A 14,506-nucleotide genomic window follows, 5' to 3' on the forward strand; every position below is an offset into this window, starting at 1 on the left:
TCACAGACTTCTACCTTCCTTAGAGAGACGAATATTTCTTGCGCAGACGCTGACGAATCAGCTCCGCAAGCGTGTTCATCACGAAGGTGAACAACAGCAGCACCAGCGCCGCCAGGAACAGCACCCTATAGTGACTGCCGCCGACTTCGGACTCCGGCATCTCAACCGCGACGTTCGCCGCCAGCGTACGCATGCCTTCGAACAGGTTCATGTCCATGATCGGTGTATTACCGGTGGCCATCAGCACGATCATGGTCTCGCCGACAGCGCGGCCCATGCCGATCATCAAGGCCGAGAAGATGCCAGGGCTGGCGGTGAGGATCACCACCCGCGTCATGGTCTGCCACGGCGTCGCACCCAAGGCCAGCGAGCCCAGGGTCAGACCGCGCGGCACACTGAATACGGCATCTTCAGCGATGGAGTAGATGTTCGGAATCACGGCGAAACCCATGGCCAGCCCGACCACCAGCGCGTTGCGCTGATCGTAGGTGATGCCCAGGTCGTTGGTGATCCACATGCGCATGTCGCCGCCGAAGAACCAGGCTTCCATATACGGGCTCATGCCCAGCGACAACCAGCCCACCAGCAACACCACAGGAATCAGGATTGCGGCTTCCCATCCATCCGGCACCCGCAGGCGGAATGACTCCGGCAAGCGGCTCCAGATAAAGCCCGCCAACAGAATGCCGATCGGTGTCAGCAGCAACAGACTGAAGATCCCCGGCAAATGTCCTTCCAGATACGGCGCCAGAAACAGGCCAGCGAAAAAGCCGAGAATCACGGTCGGCATCGCTTCCATCAACTCGATCACCGGCTTGACCTTGCGGCGCATGCCCGGGGCCATGAAGTAAGCGGTGTAGATCGCAGCAGCAATCGCCAGGGGCGCCGCCAGCAGCATCGCGTAGAACGCCGCTTTCAAGGTGCCGTAGGTCAATGGCGCAAGGCTCAGCTTGGGCTCGAAGTCAGTGCTCGACGCGGTGGACTGCCAAACGTACTTGGGTCCGTCGTAATTTTCGTACCAGACCTTGCTCCACAGCGCGCTCCACGAAACTTCCGGGTGCGGGTTGCGCAGGCTCATAGGCAGCAGCTTGCCGCCCTCTTCGACGATGATCTCGTCAGCACGTGGCGACAGTCCCATGACACCTGGGCCCTGAGCCACCTGATCGACCAACAGCGTGCGATGCGCGGTGCTATGGAACACCCCGAGCTTGCCGGAAGCGTCGAGGGCGACGAAGCCTTTACGGCGTTCTTCACCGGTGATCTGTACGATCGGCGTGGTGCCCATCTGGAAGTCACGGATGTGCTCCAGGCGCAGCTCGCCGTCGGTATCGCGGGCCATGAACCACTGAGCCAGACCGCCCGTGGAGCTGCCGATAATCAACGACACACCGCCGACCAATTGCGTACTGGCGGAGACTTCAGCGTTACCGTCTTCCAGCAGCTTGTAGCGGCCATTGAGGCTGCGATCACGCAAACTGAACACGTCGGCCTGAGCGCGACCGTTGATCACGTACAGCCACTGTTGGCGCGGATCGATATAGATCGCCTTGACCGCTTCGGTCATGTGCGGCAATTCGATGCGGGTCAGCTCGCTGGTGGTCTCCCCGGTCATCATGTTTTCTTCCTGGGACAGGGAGAGCACATGCAATTGGGAGCCGGTGGAACCCGCTACCATCAGGGATTTGTCGCTGGCGTTGAGGCTGACGTGCTCCAAGGCCTGGCCTTGTTCGTTCAGGCTCAGCGCCGCTTCACCAAATGGATACGTGATGGTCGGGCTGATGGTCTTGACGTTGTCCGGGTAGGTGATCAGGTAGTTGTGTTTGAACACCAGCGCCTGACCGTTGGACAGACCCAGCACCATCAACGGGCTGCCTGGCTGATCTTTACCGATAGCCGTCACAGTCGTGCCCGCCGGAATCGGCAAGGCGACATGCTTGAGCTCGGTCCCGTCGTCGATGCGGAAGAACAGTGCCTCACCCTTGTCGGAAACCCGCAGGCCAACCTTGTTCTGCTCTTCGATGGCAAACATCAACGGCTTGCCAGCATCCTGCATCCAGGCCGGATTGAGCGCCTTCTCGGTGGTCAGTTTCGCACCTTGGAACAAGGGCGCGACCACGTAAGCAAGATAGAAGAAAATCAGCGTAATGGCGGCCAGCACTGCCAGACCACCGACCAGTACATACCACTGGGTCAGACGGTCTTTAAAGGCGCGTATACGGCGCTTTCGCTTGAGTTCGGGCGTATTGAAGTCAATTCGCTCGGGAGGGGAATTTTGAGTCATGGTGGAATTGGCCAGATCATTCATGCGCTCACCCTAGCGGTCCTTTATTACAAAAACATGACAGTGCAGTGACGCAAAAAATCCGCCGCCCAAAAGTACTGGCAGCGGACTACGAAATTAGTAGCGGGACCCCGTTGAATCAGGTCCCGCTCAGGGATTGAGATCGGGGCAAAAAAGCGCGTGCCCCGCGTCAATCCTTACTTGGCAGCGCCTTCCTGCAAGCCCAGGTCAGCCAGTGCTTTGGCAGCAACCTTGGCTGGCAACGGGATGTAGCCGTCTTTGATCACGACTTCTTGACCCTGTTTAGACAGGACCATTTTCACGAACTCGGCTTCCAGCGGTGCCAGAGGCTTGTTCGGCGCTTTGTTCACGTAGATGAACAGGAAGCGCGACAGTGGGTATTTGCCGTTCAGTGCGTTTTCTTCGCTGTCTTCGATGAATTCAGTGCTGCCTTTCTTGGACAGGGCAACCGTCTTCACGCTGGACGTTTTGTAGCCGATACCTGAGTAACCGATGCCGTTCAGCGAGCTGCTGATCGAGCTTACAACCGAAGCAGAACCTGGTTGTTCGTTAACGTTAGCGCGGAAGTCGCCTTTGCACAGGGCTTCTTCTTTGAAGTAGCCGTAAGTGCCGGATACCGAGTTACGACCGAACAGTTGGATCGGTTTGCCAGCCAGGTCGCCGGTCACGCCGACATCACCCCAGGTTTTGGCTTCGGCTTTGGCGCCACACAGACGGGTCGCGGAGAAAATCGCGTCCACTTGTTCCATGGTCAGGTGCTGAATCGGGTTGTCTTTGTGTACGAAAATAGCCAAGGCATCGACCGCGACCGGGATTGCAGTTGGCTTGTAGCCGTACTTCTGTTCGAAAGCCGCCAATTCGGTGTCTTTCATTTTGCGGCTCATCGGGCCCAGGTTCGAGGTGCCCTCAGTCAGCGCAGGTGGCGCGGTGGCCGAACCGGCGGCTTGAATCTGGATGTTCACGCTTGGGTATTCTTTTTTGTAAGCCTCAGCCCACAAGGTCATCAAGTTTGCCAGGGTGTCAGAGCCGACACTGGACAGGTTACCCGAGACACCGGTGGTCTTGGTGTAGCCCGGAATAGCTGGGTCAACAGCAGCAACCGCAGTGGCGGTGGCAACGCCTGCGGCGACGAAAGTCAGGGCCGCCATCAATCGCTTAAGTCTCATGCCTTGCTCCTAGCAAAATTGGATAGGTATTGGATCGACGCCAAGTATCTAAGGGCCGTATGAACACTCTATGAAAGCAATGTGACAATTAGATGAAAGGCCATCATCGATTTTCAATGATGGCCTTTCAGTTCAGGAGGGAGGGTGCAGCGGCATTCGCCCGGCAGGCCGGGCGATTCAACACTCAGCGTTGCCTGCGCAACAGATGAACACCAATCAGCATGCCCATGACGCAGAGGATTGCCACGTACCAGGCCGGCCCCATAGGACTGGTCTTGAGCATGAGGGTCACCACCATCGGTGTCAGACCGCCGAATATCGCGTAGGCCAGGTTGTACGAGAACGACAGCCCCGAGAACCGCACGGCTGCCGGAAAGGCCCGGACCATGACGAACGGCACCGCACCGATGACCCCGACAAACAGCCCAGTGATGGCGTACAACGGAAACAGCCAGTCGGGGTGCGCCAAAAGGCTGTGATAGAACGTCCATGAACTGACGAGCAATGCCAGGCAACCGAGAATAAACACCCAGCCCGCGCCAAAGCGATCCGCCAGAGAACCCGCGCCGACACAGCCCAGGCTCAGGCAGACAATCGCCAGACTATTGGCCTTCAGCGCCGTCGCAGGGGAGAAACCGTAAACCGTCTGCAATACCGTTGGGGTCATCAGGATCACGACGATGACGCCGGCCGACAGCAGCCAGGTCAACAGCATTGATAACAGGATCGCCCCGCGATGGTCGCGCAACACGGCCTTGAGCGGCACCTCTTCGGCCAGCGCCTTGCGCAACTGCAGCTCGGCGAAAACCGGCGTCTCATGCAGCCAGCGGCGCAGGTAAACAGACAGCAAACCAAATACGCCGCCGAGCAAAAACGGAATCCGCCATGCGTAATCGAGCAGCTCCTCAGCGCTGTAGAGGCTATTGATCAGGGTGGCGACCAGCGAACCCAGCAAGATGCCCGAGGTCAGGCCGGCGGTCAGGGTGCCGCATGCGTAGCCAATGCTGCGCGGCGGCACGTGTTCGGACACAAATACCCAGGCGCCAGGCACCTCACCGCCAATCGCCGCCCCCTGAATAACCCGCATCAACAGCAGCAGGATCGGCGCCCACAGGCCAATCTGCGCGTACGTCGGCAACAGGCCCATGATCAGGGTCGGTACGGCCATCATGAAAATGCTCAGGGTGAACATTTTCTTGCGCCCCAAAAGGTCGCCGAAGTGCGCCATAACGATGCCGCCCAGCGGGCGCGCCAGGTAACCGGCAGCAAAAATGCCGAAGGTCTGCATCAATCGCAGCCACTCCGGCATGTCCGCAGGGAAAAACAACTTGCCGACCACGGTGGCAAAAAACACGAAAATGATGAAATCGTAGAACTCCAGCGCTCCACCCAGGGCAGAAAGCGACAAGGTCTTATAGTCGCTGCGGGTCAGCGGGCGCGAGGGCTGCACGGTACTTGAGGACACAGTGGGCATGACAAGGGCTTCTCTTGGGATTGCTGAGCCTCAGCAACGCTGGCTGAGGCTTGACGGCCTGCACACTTCATCACTCAGGAAAACGCTGACATGGGCATCAAAATTGCCCTTTATAGAGAGAAGTACAGAGCCGATCGGGTCCGGCAAGATAGCAAATTCTCTAAAAAGCACACAGTCAGGCGCTTTACCCGGTCAAAATGAGAACCGAGTGGTCGTCGCATGGCCCATCGATCGATATACTTGCAGACCGAAAGAAACAACCCAGCGTACGCCGGGGTTGCTGTGCGAAATCGCCGCTGAGCCCAATCCAGCCGCTTTCGCAGAGTTTCCCCTTAAGGCATCGCTGAAAGCGGATGAACGCAATTAGTTCATGAACATCGTTTTCACTGAGGCCTGTTAACCGCACCAAAACTTTAAAGAGTCATGGGTCGAGGCACCCTAGGCATGATTGAACTCGAACAAGAAGATCCGATACCGCAGGGCGACCTTGCGTTGCAAATCACTGCATTGCCCCGCGAAACCAATGGTTTCGGCGATATTTTCGGCGGCTGGCTGGTCTCGCAAATGGACCTGGCGGGCACTGCCATGGCGAGTAAAGTCGCTGGCGGCCGCGTTGCGACCGTGGCCATTGATCGCATGGCATTCCTGGTCCCGGTCGCGGTCGGCGCGCAATTGTCCTTCTATACCCAGGCCCTGGACATCGGCCGCAGCTCGATCCAGATGATGGTCGAAGTGTGGAGCGATGACCCACTGTCCAGCGAATGGCGCAAAGTCACCGAGGCGGTGTTTGTGTTCGTCGCCATTGATGGCAGCGGCCGCACTCGCTCGGTACCGGCACGGCGATAAGCCTGGGTATTGGTCTGCTGGGGTAAACTCGTTGACTGTCGCACGGTCTACTTTTATCACTGTACTTGAGTGAGCACCCCCGCATGCCAACGCCCCATGTCGAATCCGTCAAACTCGATGAGCTCAACTGCTGGCGCATCCGCCACGGTCAGGCCGAGTTACTCGTCGCCCAGCAAGGCGCGCACATCCTCAGCTATCAAGTGGACGGCGAGCCGCCACTGATCTGGCTAAACGACAAGGCTGTCTTCAAACAGGGCAAGCCGATCCGCGCCGGCATGCCGATTTGCTGGCCCTGGTTTGGCAATCTGGAGCGCAACCCCGCCAGCGTGCAGGCGATGCGCAACAGCAGCGAACCGGCCAAGGCCCACGGCGAAGTCCGGGCACTGGACTGGGAACTGCTGGGCATCGGCAATGATGGCGACGCGCTACTGGCCGAGTTCGTATTGCCCCAGGCCGAAGGTCATTTGCCTGGCTGGCCACATAACGTCGCCCTCAAACTGAGCATTCGTCTGGACGAGCAGTTGCACGTCAGCCTGCTCAGCTACAACGCGGGCACCGAAGACGTCACCTTCAGCCAGGCATTACACAGTTATTTCGCGGTCAGCGATGTACGGCAGGTACACGTCCAGGGCCTGGACGGTTCGCGTTACCTGGACACGTTGAAAAACTGGGAAGACGAGCATCAGCAGGACGGCGACCTGCATTTCACGGCAGAGACGGACCGCGTATATCTAGACACGCCGCATCACCTGAGCATCGTCGATCCGGGCTGGCAACGACGGATTCAGATCATGACCAGCGGCTCGAAGTCAGCGGTGCTCTGGAATCCGTGGGTCGACAAGACCAAAACCTTCAGCGACATGGCCGAAGACGGCTGGCAGCACATGGTCTGCGTCGAAACCGCCAACGTCCTGTCCGATGTCGTCACGCTGGCGCCAGACGCCATGCACACCTTGAGTGTCAGCATCTGGGCCGAGCCGCTGGCGGCGTTGCCAGAAGCGGAGGCGTAACCGTTACAGGTCCGCTTCGACCACGACGCGGACCTTCGACGCATCCAGCGCGTAGGCCGCATCGGCCAGGTTATTGCTGACCGCCTCGACCTTCAGCGTGCCGATCACCCACAGCGGCGTGTAGATATCGTCCAGCTTCAGGCCTTTTGGATAACGCACCAGCACCAGTTGATTGGGTGGCGGTGGCGGCACATGGATGCATGCGCCCGGGTAAGGCACGAGGAAGAATAGGGTGCTGCGGCCTTTCGCGTCCGTTTCCAGCGGCACGGGATAACCACCAAGACGGATATTTTTGCCATTCATGGCGGGTACGGTCTTGGCCGAATACATCACGGCAGGCAAGCCCTTGCTCTGCTTCAAACCGCCTTTGCTATCGAACGTCCCCTGCGCTTCCGGGGAGTTGTGATCGATTTCAGGCATGGCTTCGAGGGCTTTTTGATCCGACTTTGGCATCAGTTCGAGCCAATCGGTTTCTGGCAGCTCGGCGCGGGCCAGCCCGGAGGCCAACAGCAGCGCTATAAAGAGGAGACGACGCATGAGGGAGCTCGGCAAAGTGGGTGGTAATCAGTGCCGGGCATTCTAGCTCTCTGCGCAGCAATAGCGCAGAGAGCCGATGAATAACTGTCAGTCTTTTTTGAGCATGCCGTAAAGCACCAGCAGCACCACCGCGCCCACCAATGCGCCGAGGAAACCCGCGCCCTGGCCAGCCTGATAAATGCCCAGCGCCTGACCGCCATAGGTCGCAGCCAACGAGCCGCCGATACCCAGCACAATGGTCATGATCCAACCCATGCTGTCATCGCCTGGCTTGAGGAAGCGCGCCAGCAAGCCCACGATCAAACCGATAAAGATGGTTCCGATAATACCCATGCCTTTTCCCCTGTATTAATTGGACAAACCAAGGCCTGATGATGGCATTAGCGTCCTGTCATCAGAGAACCGCTGGCAGGATTGGTTCCGCGCACGTCTATTGCAGCTATTACGGCTTGATCAGCGCTTCGACTTTTTTGATCTGCTGATCAAGGGTGGCGCGATCAGCACAACGCAAGGTGGCATGACCCACTTTACGCCCGACCTTGAACGCCTTGCCGTAGTGATGCAGATGGCAGTCATCGATGGCGATGACCTTGCTCACAGCCGGCACTTCGCCAATGAAGTTGAGCATGGCGCTTTCGCCGACCTTGGCAGTGGAGCCCAACGGCAAACCGGCCACCGCCCGCAGGTGGTTTTCGAACTGGCTGCACTCGGCGCCTTCGGTGGTCCAATGCCCCGAGTTATGCACGCGGGGTGCAATCTCGTTAGCTTTCAAACCACCATCGACTTCAAAGAACTCAAAACCCAGCACGCCGACGTAATCGAGTTGCTTGAGTACGCGACCGGCGTAATCCTCGGCCAGCGTTTGCAGCGGATGCGCGGTACTGGCGATCGACAGGCGCAAAACCCCATTTTCGTGGGTGTTGTGCACCAGCGGATAGAAGCGCGTTTCGCCATCGCGGCCGCGCACGGCAATCAGCGACACTTCGCCCGTGAAGGGCACGAAACCTTCCAGCAAGCAGGCAACACTGCCCAGCTCGGCAAACGTGCCGACCACATCAGCCGGGGTACGCAGCACTTTCTGGCCCTTGCCATCGTAACCGAGGGTGCGGGTTTTCAACACGGCAGGCAGACCAATGCTGGCCACTGCGGCGTCCAGATCGGCTTGCGACTGGATGTCAGCGAACGTAGGCGTTGGAATGCCGAGGTCCTTGAACATGCTTTTTTCGAACCAGCGATCGCGGGCAATCCGCAGCGCTTCGGCGCTTGGATAAACCGGCACGAACTGCGACAGGAACGCCACGGTTTCTGCTGGCACGCTTTCGAATTCGAAGGTCACCAGATCGACTTCATCGGCCAACTGGCGCAGGTGATCCTGATCGCCGTAATCGGCACGCAGATGTTCGCCCAACGCAGCGGCACACGCGTCTGGCGCAGGGTCGAGAAAAGCGAAACTCATCCCCAGCGGGGTCCCTGCCAAAGCCAACATGCGACCCAACTGGCCGCCACCGATTACACCGATCTTCATGGAAAAACCTCAGGCGTCGCGTGGGTCTGGATTGTCCAGGACGCTGTCTGTCTGCTCAGCGCGGAATTTCTTCAGCACTGCATGGAATTGCGGGTGCTTGGCGCCAAGAATGCTGGCCGACAACAATGCAGCATTGATTGCGCCCGCTTTGCCGATGGCCAGGGTCGCCACAGGAATCCCGGCAGGCATCTGCACGATAGACAGCAGGGAATCAACGCCCGACAACATCGACGACTGCACGGGCACGCCCAGCACTGGAAGATGAGTCTTGGCCGCACACATGCCCGGCAAATGAGCTGCACCGCCAGCACCGGCAATGATCACTTCAATGCCACGGGCTTCGGCCTGTTCGGCGTACTGGAACAGCAGATCCGGCGTCCGGTGGGCTGACACCACTTTGACTTCGTAAGGGATGCCTAGCTTTTCCAGCATATCGGCGGTGTGGCTAAGGGTGGACCAATCGGACTTGGAGCCCATGATCACGCCAACCAGTGCGCTCATCGTCGTGCCTCTTCTATCGGGCGCCCGCAGGCGCGTCAAAAAACAAACAAGCCACGCGGGAAAACCGGCGTGGCTTGCTGGATGAATTATGGCCGGTCGAACCGGCCAAAGGCCGCGCAGTATACCTTAAAGCGCAGGGAAGACAGCCCCCTTGGTGACCACCTGTCCGCAGGGCCTTGGCGAGGTCTGCGCACGGCACCCGCGACCGAAATTCCCCAAGGCAAAAGGTCCTACATCGCCTGTACGCCATTTACTACTTTATGTGACGCCAACAGCAACTAACAAATCGCAACCGCTTCGGCTTAGCTGTTTTCATGCCTGACATGAACACATGTTCCGGGTAGATCCCGTCATCCAGTACGGACATTAATCAACGAAAACTACCGCCATCGAGACACCCATGCTCATTTATTTAAGAACACTCGCTTTAACACTAAGCACCCTGCTTATGATCATCATTCCACCGGCTTCCGCGGATGAAAAATTCACGAAGACGCCGCTCCATTTTTATGTATTTCTGCACGACGATATTCCGCAAGCCGAACGCGAAAACATTTCCAAGGACTACTTCTCGTGGCTGCGCAAGGACCTTGAAAGCTTCACCCATCGCCGGGTTTACGTGAACTTCATAGCGCATGTCGCGCCCATAACCCAGTATCCGTATCAAGGCGAAAACCTGGCAAAAATACTGGACGGCTGGCAACGAGAGGTAAATGACTACATCGACAAAAACAATCTACCCATGAACAGCAGAACCAAGTATTTACTGTTAACCAACGAAAAAATAAACGGGATGACTTTGGGTGTCGCCAGAGACAAGAGTTATGCAGGCATTGCATCGCTGGGTAGTTACCCTGCCGCCGCGCATGAAATAGGTCATCTGCTCGGCGGGAGACATGAGCACTCAGAAGTTTTATTCAAAGGCAGTTGGTGGTGTGAAACCAATATATTCCCGACACGCATCAACGTAAGAGCGAACTGCTACCACTACAGCGACAAAAACAAAGAAGCCATCGCCGCTTATTTGAGCGAATCGCCTTAAGCACTCAAGACGCACCCTGTGCCGCCCCGCCTTCCAGCTTGCGCCACAACAACCGCACGTTGGCCTTGCGCACCAACGCGCAACGGTACAAACGAATTTCCAGCGGTACGTGCCATTGTGGGCCGCCACACACCACCAACTCACCCCGCGCCAGTTCAGCACGCACGCTGAGCTGGGGTACCCAAGCGATGCCCAAACCTTCGAGCGCCATGCTTTTCAGGCTGTCCGCCATGGCTGTTTCGTAGACCGTGGTGAAGCGCAAGCTGCGCTGACGCAGCAGCAGGTTCACCGAACGCCCCAGAAATGCGCCGGCGCTGTAGGCCAGCAACGGCACACTGGCATCGCCTTCAAGGTCGAATAACGGTTGACCGTTGGCGTCTGCCGCGCAGACGGGCAGCATCTCCGTATGCCCAAGGTGCAGCGAGGGGAAAATTTCAGCGTCCATCTGCAGCGCCGCATCCGGGTCGTAGAACGCCAGCATCAGATCGCAACCCCCCTCACGCAACGCATGTACCGCATCGCCAACGTTGGTCGCAACCAACCGCGTGGCAATGTTCAGCCCTTCGTTGCGCAACTGGGCGATCCAGCGCGGGAAAAACCCCAAGGCCAAAGAGTGCGCCGCCGCGACTTGCATGACTTCGCCTTGCCCACCCTCCAGGTGATGCAGATGACGCAGTACCTCGCCAAGCTGTTCGACAACGGTACGCGCTGTCACCAGAAACAGCTGTCCGGCAGCCGTCAGTTCGATCGGCGTGCGTGAGCGATTGACCAGCGTCAGCCCCAGCGCCGATTCAAGGCTGCGAATCCGGCGGCTGAAAGCAGGTTGCGTCACGAAGCGGCGCTCGGCCGCCTGGGAAAAACTGCGGGTGGCGGCCAGGGCACTGAAGTCCTCCAGCCATTTACTTTCCAGGTTCATCATGTCCTCCGATCACTGCAGGAGCGGACTTGCAACTACCCGTCCCGCGCCTGTCAAAAAGCATCTGCGTCATGTTCATACGCTCGTCACAATCGTAACGTCACATCGACATTATGCCGTTTGTGCATAGGGCAGCGCTTAACAGCATTGGCCCCAAATTGCCCACACGCCTAGCATCAGTGGCGTTCCGGCATTGTTCGTGCCTTTCTTGAGACTATCTCTATCATGTCCTCCGCTGCATCATTGCGCATCGAAAAAGACCTGCTTGGCGTCCTTGAAGTACCCGCTGAAGCGTACTACGGCATCCAGACCCTGAGGGCGGTGAATAACTTCCGTCTCTCCGGCGTTCCGATTTCGCACTACCCGAAGCTGGTCGTGGCCCTGGCCATGGTCAAGCAAGCCGCCGCTGACGCCAACCGCGAGCTCGGCCACCTCAGCGAAGCCAAGCACGCCGCCATCAGCGAAGCCTGCGCCCGCTTGGTTCGCGGCGATTTCCACGAGCAGTTCGTGGTGGACATGATTCAAGGCGGCGCTGGCACTTCAACCAACATGAATGCCAACGAAGTCATCGCCAACATCGCGCTGGAGGCCATGGGCCACAGCAAGGGCGAATACCAATACCTGCACCCGAACAATGACGTGAACATGGCGCAGTCGACCAACGACGCTTACCCGACGGCCATCCGTCTGGGCCTGCTGCTCGGTCACGACGCCCTGCTCGCCAGCCTCGACAGCCTGATTCAGGCATTCGCCGCCAAGGGCCAGGAATTCAACCACGTTCTGAAAATGGGCCGTACCCAATTGCAGGACGCCGTACCGATGACCCTCGGCCAGGAATTCCGGGCCTTCGCCACCACCTTGGGCGAAGACCTCAATCGTCTGCGCAGCCTCGCGCCGGAACTGCTGACCGAAGTGAACCTGGGCGGCACCGCCATCGGCACCGGCATCAACGCCGACCCTCGCTACCAGCACCTGGCCGTATCACGTCTGGCGCTCATCAGCGGTCAACCGCTGGTGCCTGCCGCCGACCTGATCGAAGCCACGTCCGACATGGGCGCCTTCGTCCTGTTCTCGGGCATGCTCAAGCGCACCGCGGTCAAGCTGTCGAAGATCTGCAACGACCTGCGCCTGCTGTCCAGCGGTCCACGTACCGGCATCAATGAAATCAACCTGCCGGCACGTCAGCCAGGCAGCTCGATCATGCCCGGCAAGGTCAACCCGGTTATCCCGGAAGCGGTCAACCAGGTGGCTTTCCAGATCATCGGCAACGACCTGGCACTGACCATCGCCGCAGAAGGCGGTCAATTGCAGCTGAACGTGATGGAGCCGCTGATCGCTTACAAGATTTTCGACTCGATCCGCCTGCTGCAACGCGCCATGGACATGCTGCGCGAGCATTGCATCGTCGGTATCACCGCCAACGAAGCACGCTGCCGCGAACTGGTCGAGCACTCGATCGGCCTGGTCACCGCCCTGAACCCGTACATTGGCTATGAAAACGCCACCCGTATCGCCCGCATCGCCCTGGAAAGCGGCCGCGGCGTACTGGAACTGGTGCGTGAAGAAGGCTTGCTCGACGACGCCATGCTCGACGACATCCTGCGCCCGGAAAACATGATTGCGCCACGCTTGGTGCCATTGAAGGCCTGACCTTCAGCCCCTGGCAGCAACACGCTCACCAGGCTGAGAGACTAGACACCTCTCACCCTTTTGAGGGCCCCGAGATCATTCTCCGGGCCCTTTTTTTTGCCAGCTTGTTTTTACTTTTCACTAGACACGCCATAGCCTTGGCCGATCACCCAAAGGAGAAGTGCCATGAATCGCGAAACCCCGCCACCCGCTCAGCAGGTCATGGTGCTCTACACCGGCGGCACCATCGGCATGCAGGCCAGCGCCAATGGCTTGGCTCCGGCTTCGGGATTCGAGGCGCGGATGGCCGAGCAACTGGCTGCCCAACCAGAGCTGAAGGTGCCGAACTGGCAGTTTCGCGAACTGCTGCCGTTGATCGACAGCGCCAACATGACCCCCGCCTACTGGCAGCGTCTGCGTGAAGCGGTGATCGAGGCAGTGGAGGTGGATGGCTGCGACGCGGTATTGATCCTGCACGGGACCGATACCCTGGCCTACAGCGCGGCGGCGATGAGTTTTCAGTTGCTCGGGCTGAGCGCACCGGTACTGTTCACCGGCTCGATGCTGCCCGCTGGCGTCGAGAACAGTGATGCCTGGGAAAATCTTAATGGCGCCCTGCTCGCCCTGGGCCAAGGCTTGGCGCCGGGCGTGCAGCTGTACTTTCATGGCGAGTTGCTGGCACCGACCCGCTGCGCAAAAATCCGCAGCTTTGGTCGTCATCCGTTCGCCGCATTGCAGCGCTCGCGGGGGGGGGAGTCGGCGCAGCCTGTACCAGCGGCGCTGGATTATCGTCAGCCGAAAAGCATTGCCAACGTCGCCGTGCTGCCCTTGTTTCCCGGCATCAACGCGCAACACCTGGAGGGTTTACTCGACAGCGGGATTCAGGCGCTGATACTGGAATGCTTCGGCAGCGGCACCGGCCCAAGTGATAACCCACAATTTCTCGCCAGCCTGCAACGCGCCCGGCAACGCGGCATCTGCGTGGTCGCCATCACCCAGTGCCATGAAGGCGGCGTCGAACTGGACATCTACGAAGCCGGCAGTCGCCTGCGCGGCGTCGGCGTACTGTCGGGTGGCGGCATGACCCGCGAAGCGGCATTCGGCAAATTGCATGCGCTACTCGGCGCAGGGCTTGCGCAAGATGAAGTACGACGCTTGGTTGAGCTGGATGTGTGTGGTGAGTTAGGGGACTGATTTATTTTTCACGCTGCGGGAGGACTCGCCGCGTCCTCTACGCTGCACTGTCGCGCAAACTGTGTCTCGATTCTGCCCGGCGTAGGAGCTGACTTGTCTGCGAAGACCATACGGCGCGGTCCACCTGCTGCCGCTCGATCTAGATCATCGCTGCTGGGTCAAACCTGTCGGAAGCCCGTGCCGGGCTTATTCGCAGACAAGTCAGCTCCTACAGATTGGAGAAAATCCACCTTATATTTCAATCAGTTACATCTAGTTTGATGGAAGGCCTCGCCGCGTCCTCTACGCTGCACTGTCGCGCAAACTGTGTCTCGATTCTGCCCGGCGTGGGAGCTGACTTGTCTGCGAAGACCATACGGCGCGG

At 58.8% G+C, this 14,506-nt stretch carries 13 protein-coding genes; 5 read left to right on the top strand and 8 right to left on the bottom strand.

Translation table 11 applies throughout. From position 1 onward, the window contains the following. Positions 1–19: 19 nt before the first annotated feature. The 3 genes from K0F75_RS16860 to K0F75_RS16870 all read right to left on the bottom strand — a co-directional run bounded on the left by K0F75_RS16860 (position 20) and on the right by K0F75_RS16870 (position 4,942). On the bottom strand, positions 20–2,305 hold the full coding sequence (locus K0F75_RS16860) for an ABC transporter permease subunit (protein ID WP_219063082.1): 2,286 nt from the start codon (positions 2,303–2,305) through the stop codon (positions 20–22). Between the two features lie 173 nt (positions 2,306–2,478). Next, positions 2,479–3,468 (bottom strand): phosphate ABC transporter substrate-binding protein PstS family protein, encoded by a 990-nt coding sequence (locus K0F75_RS16865; RefSeq protein ID WP_219063083.1) that lies wholly within the window; start codon positions 3,466–3,468, stop codon positions 2,479–2,481. 184 nt (positions 3,469–3,652) lie between these two features. Further along, positions 3,653–4,942 carry an MFS transporter gene (locus K0F75_RS16870; protein WP_219063084.1) on the bottom strand — a complete coding sequence of 430 codons (1,290 nt, stop codon included), beginning with the start codon at positions 4,940–4,942 and terminating at the stop codon, positions 3,653–3,655. A gap of 444 nt (positions 4,943–5,386) precedes the next feature. On the opposite strand from K0F75_RS16870, the gene K0F75_RS16875 reads away from it, so the two are divergent. Together K0F75_RS16875 and K0F75_RS16880 are read left to right on the top strand one after the other, a co-directional pair. Beyond that, positions 5,387–5,788, top strand: coding sequence for an acyl-CoA thioesterase (locus K0F75_RS16875; protein ID WP_219063085.1), 402 nt, complete (start codon positions 5,387–5,389; stop codon positions 5,786–5,788). Between the two features lie 83 nt (positions 5,789–5,871). Next, positions 5,872–6,798, top strand: a complete 927-nt coding sequence (locus tag K0F75_RS16880; protein WP_219063086.1) for a D-hexose-6-phosphate mutarotase — start codon at positions 5,872–5,874, stop codon at positions 6,796–6,798. Between the two features lie 3 nt (positions 6,799–6,801). Here K0F75_RS16880 and K0F75_RS16885 read toward each other — a convergent pair whose 3' ends face one another. From K0F75_RS16885 to purE, 4 genes are all read right to left on the bottom strand, one after another. Next, the gene (locus tag K0F75_RS16885) at positions 6,802–7,335 is read right to left on the bottom strand and encodes a DUF3299 domain-containing protein (RefSeq protein ID WP_219063087.1); all 534 of its coding nucleotides are present in this window, start codon (positions 7,333–7,335) and stop codon (positions 6,802–6,804) included. Positions 7,336–7,422: 87 nt separating this feature from the next. After that, positions 7,423–7,668, bottom strand: coding sequence for a GlsB/YeaQ/YmgE family stress response membrane protein (locus K0F75_RS16890; protein WP_219063088.1), 246 nt, complete (start codon positions 7,666–7,668; stop codon positions 7,423–7,425). 109 nt (positions 7,669–7,777) lie between these two features. Beyond that, positions 7,778–8,860, bottom strand: coding sequence for a 5-(carboxyamino)imidazole ribonucleotide synthase (locus K0F75_RS16895; protein ID WP_219063089.1), 1,083 nt, complete (start codon positions 8,858–8,860; stop codon positions 7,778–7,780). Between the two features lie 9 nt (positions 8,861–8,869). Next, the gene (gene purE / locus K0F75_RS16900) at positions 8,870–9,361 is read right to left on the bottom strand and encodes a 5-(carboxyamino)imidazole ribonucleotide mutase (protein ID WP_219063090.1); all 492 of its coding nucleotides are present in this window, start codon (positions 9,359–9,361) and stop codon (positions 8,870–8,872) included. A gap of 400 nt (positions 9,362–9,761) precedes the next feature. Between purE and K0F75_RS16905 the strand changes: the two genes are divergently transcribed. Next, positions 9,762–10,403 carry a hypothetical protein gene (locus K0F75_RS16905; protein WP_219063091.1) on the top strand — a complete coding sequence of 214 codons (642 nt, stop codon included), beginning with the start codon at positions 9,762–9,764 and terminating at the stop codon, positions 10,401–10,403. Positions 10,404–10,407: 4 nt separating this feature from the next. On the opposite strand, the gene K0F75_RS16910 is transcribed toward K0F75_RS16905, so the two are convergent. Beyond that, positions 10,408–11,319, bottom strand: a complete 912-nt coding sequence (locus tag K0F75_RS16910) for a LysR substrate-binding domain-containing protein (protein ID WP_219063092.1) — start codon at positions 11,317–11,319, stop codon at positions 10,408–10,410. 225 nt (positions 11,320–11,544) lie between these two features. Between K0F75_RS16910 and aspA the strand changes: the two genes are divergently transcribed. Continuing rightward, positions 11,545–12,969, top strand: coding sequence for an aspartate ammonia-lyase (gene aspA / locus K0F75_RS16915; protein ID WP_219063093.1), 1,425 nt, complete (start codon positions 11,545–11,547; stop codon positions 12,967–12,969). A gap of 165 nt (positions 12,970–13,134) precedes the next feature. After that, the gene (locus K0F75_RS16920; RefSeq protein ID WP_219063094.1) at positions 13,135–14,142 is read left to right on the top strand and encodes an asparaginase; all 1,008 of its coding nucleotides are present in this window, start codon (positions 13,135–13,137) and stop codon (positions 14,140–14,142) included. Positions 14,143–14,506: the final 364 nt, after the last annotated feature.

It is taken from the genome of Pseudomonas sp. UMAB-08 (assembly GCF_900095225.1).
GTDB lineage: Bacteria > Pseudomonadota > Gammaproteobacteria > Pseudomonadales > Pseudomonadaceae > Aquipseudomonas.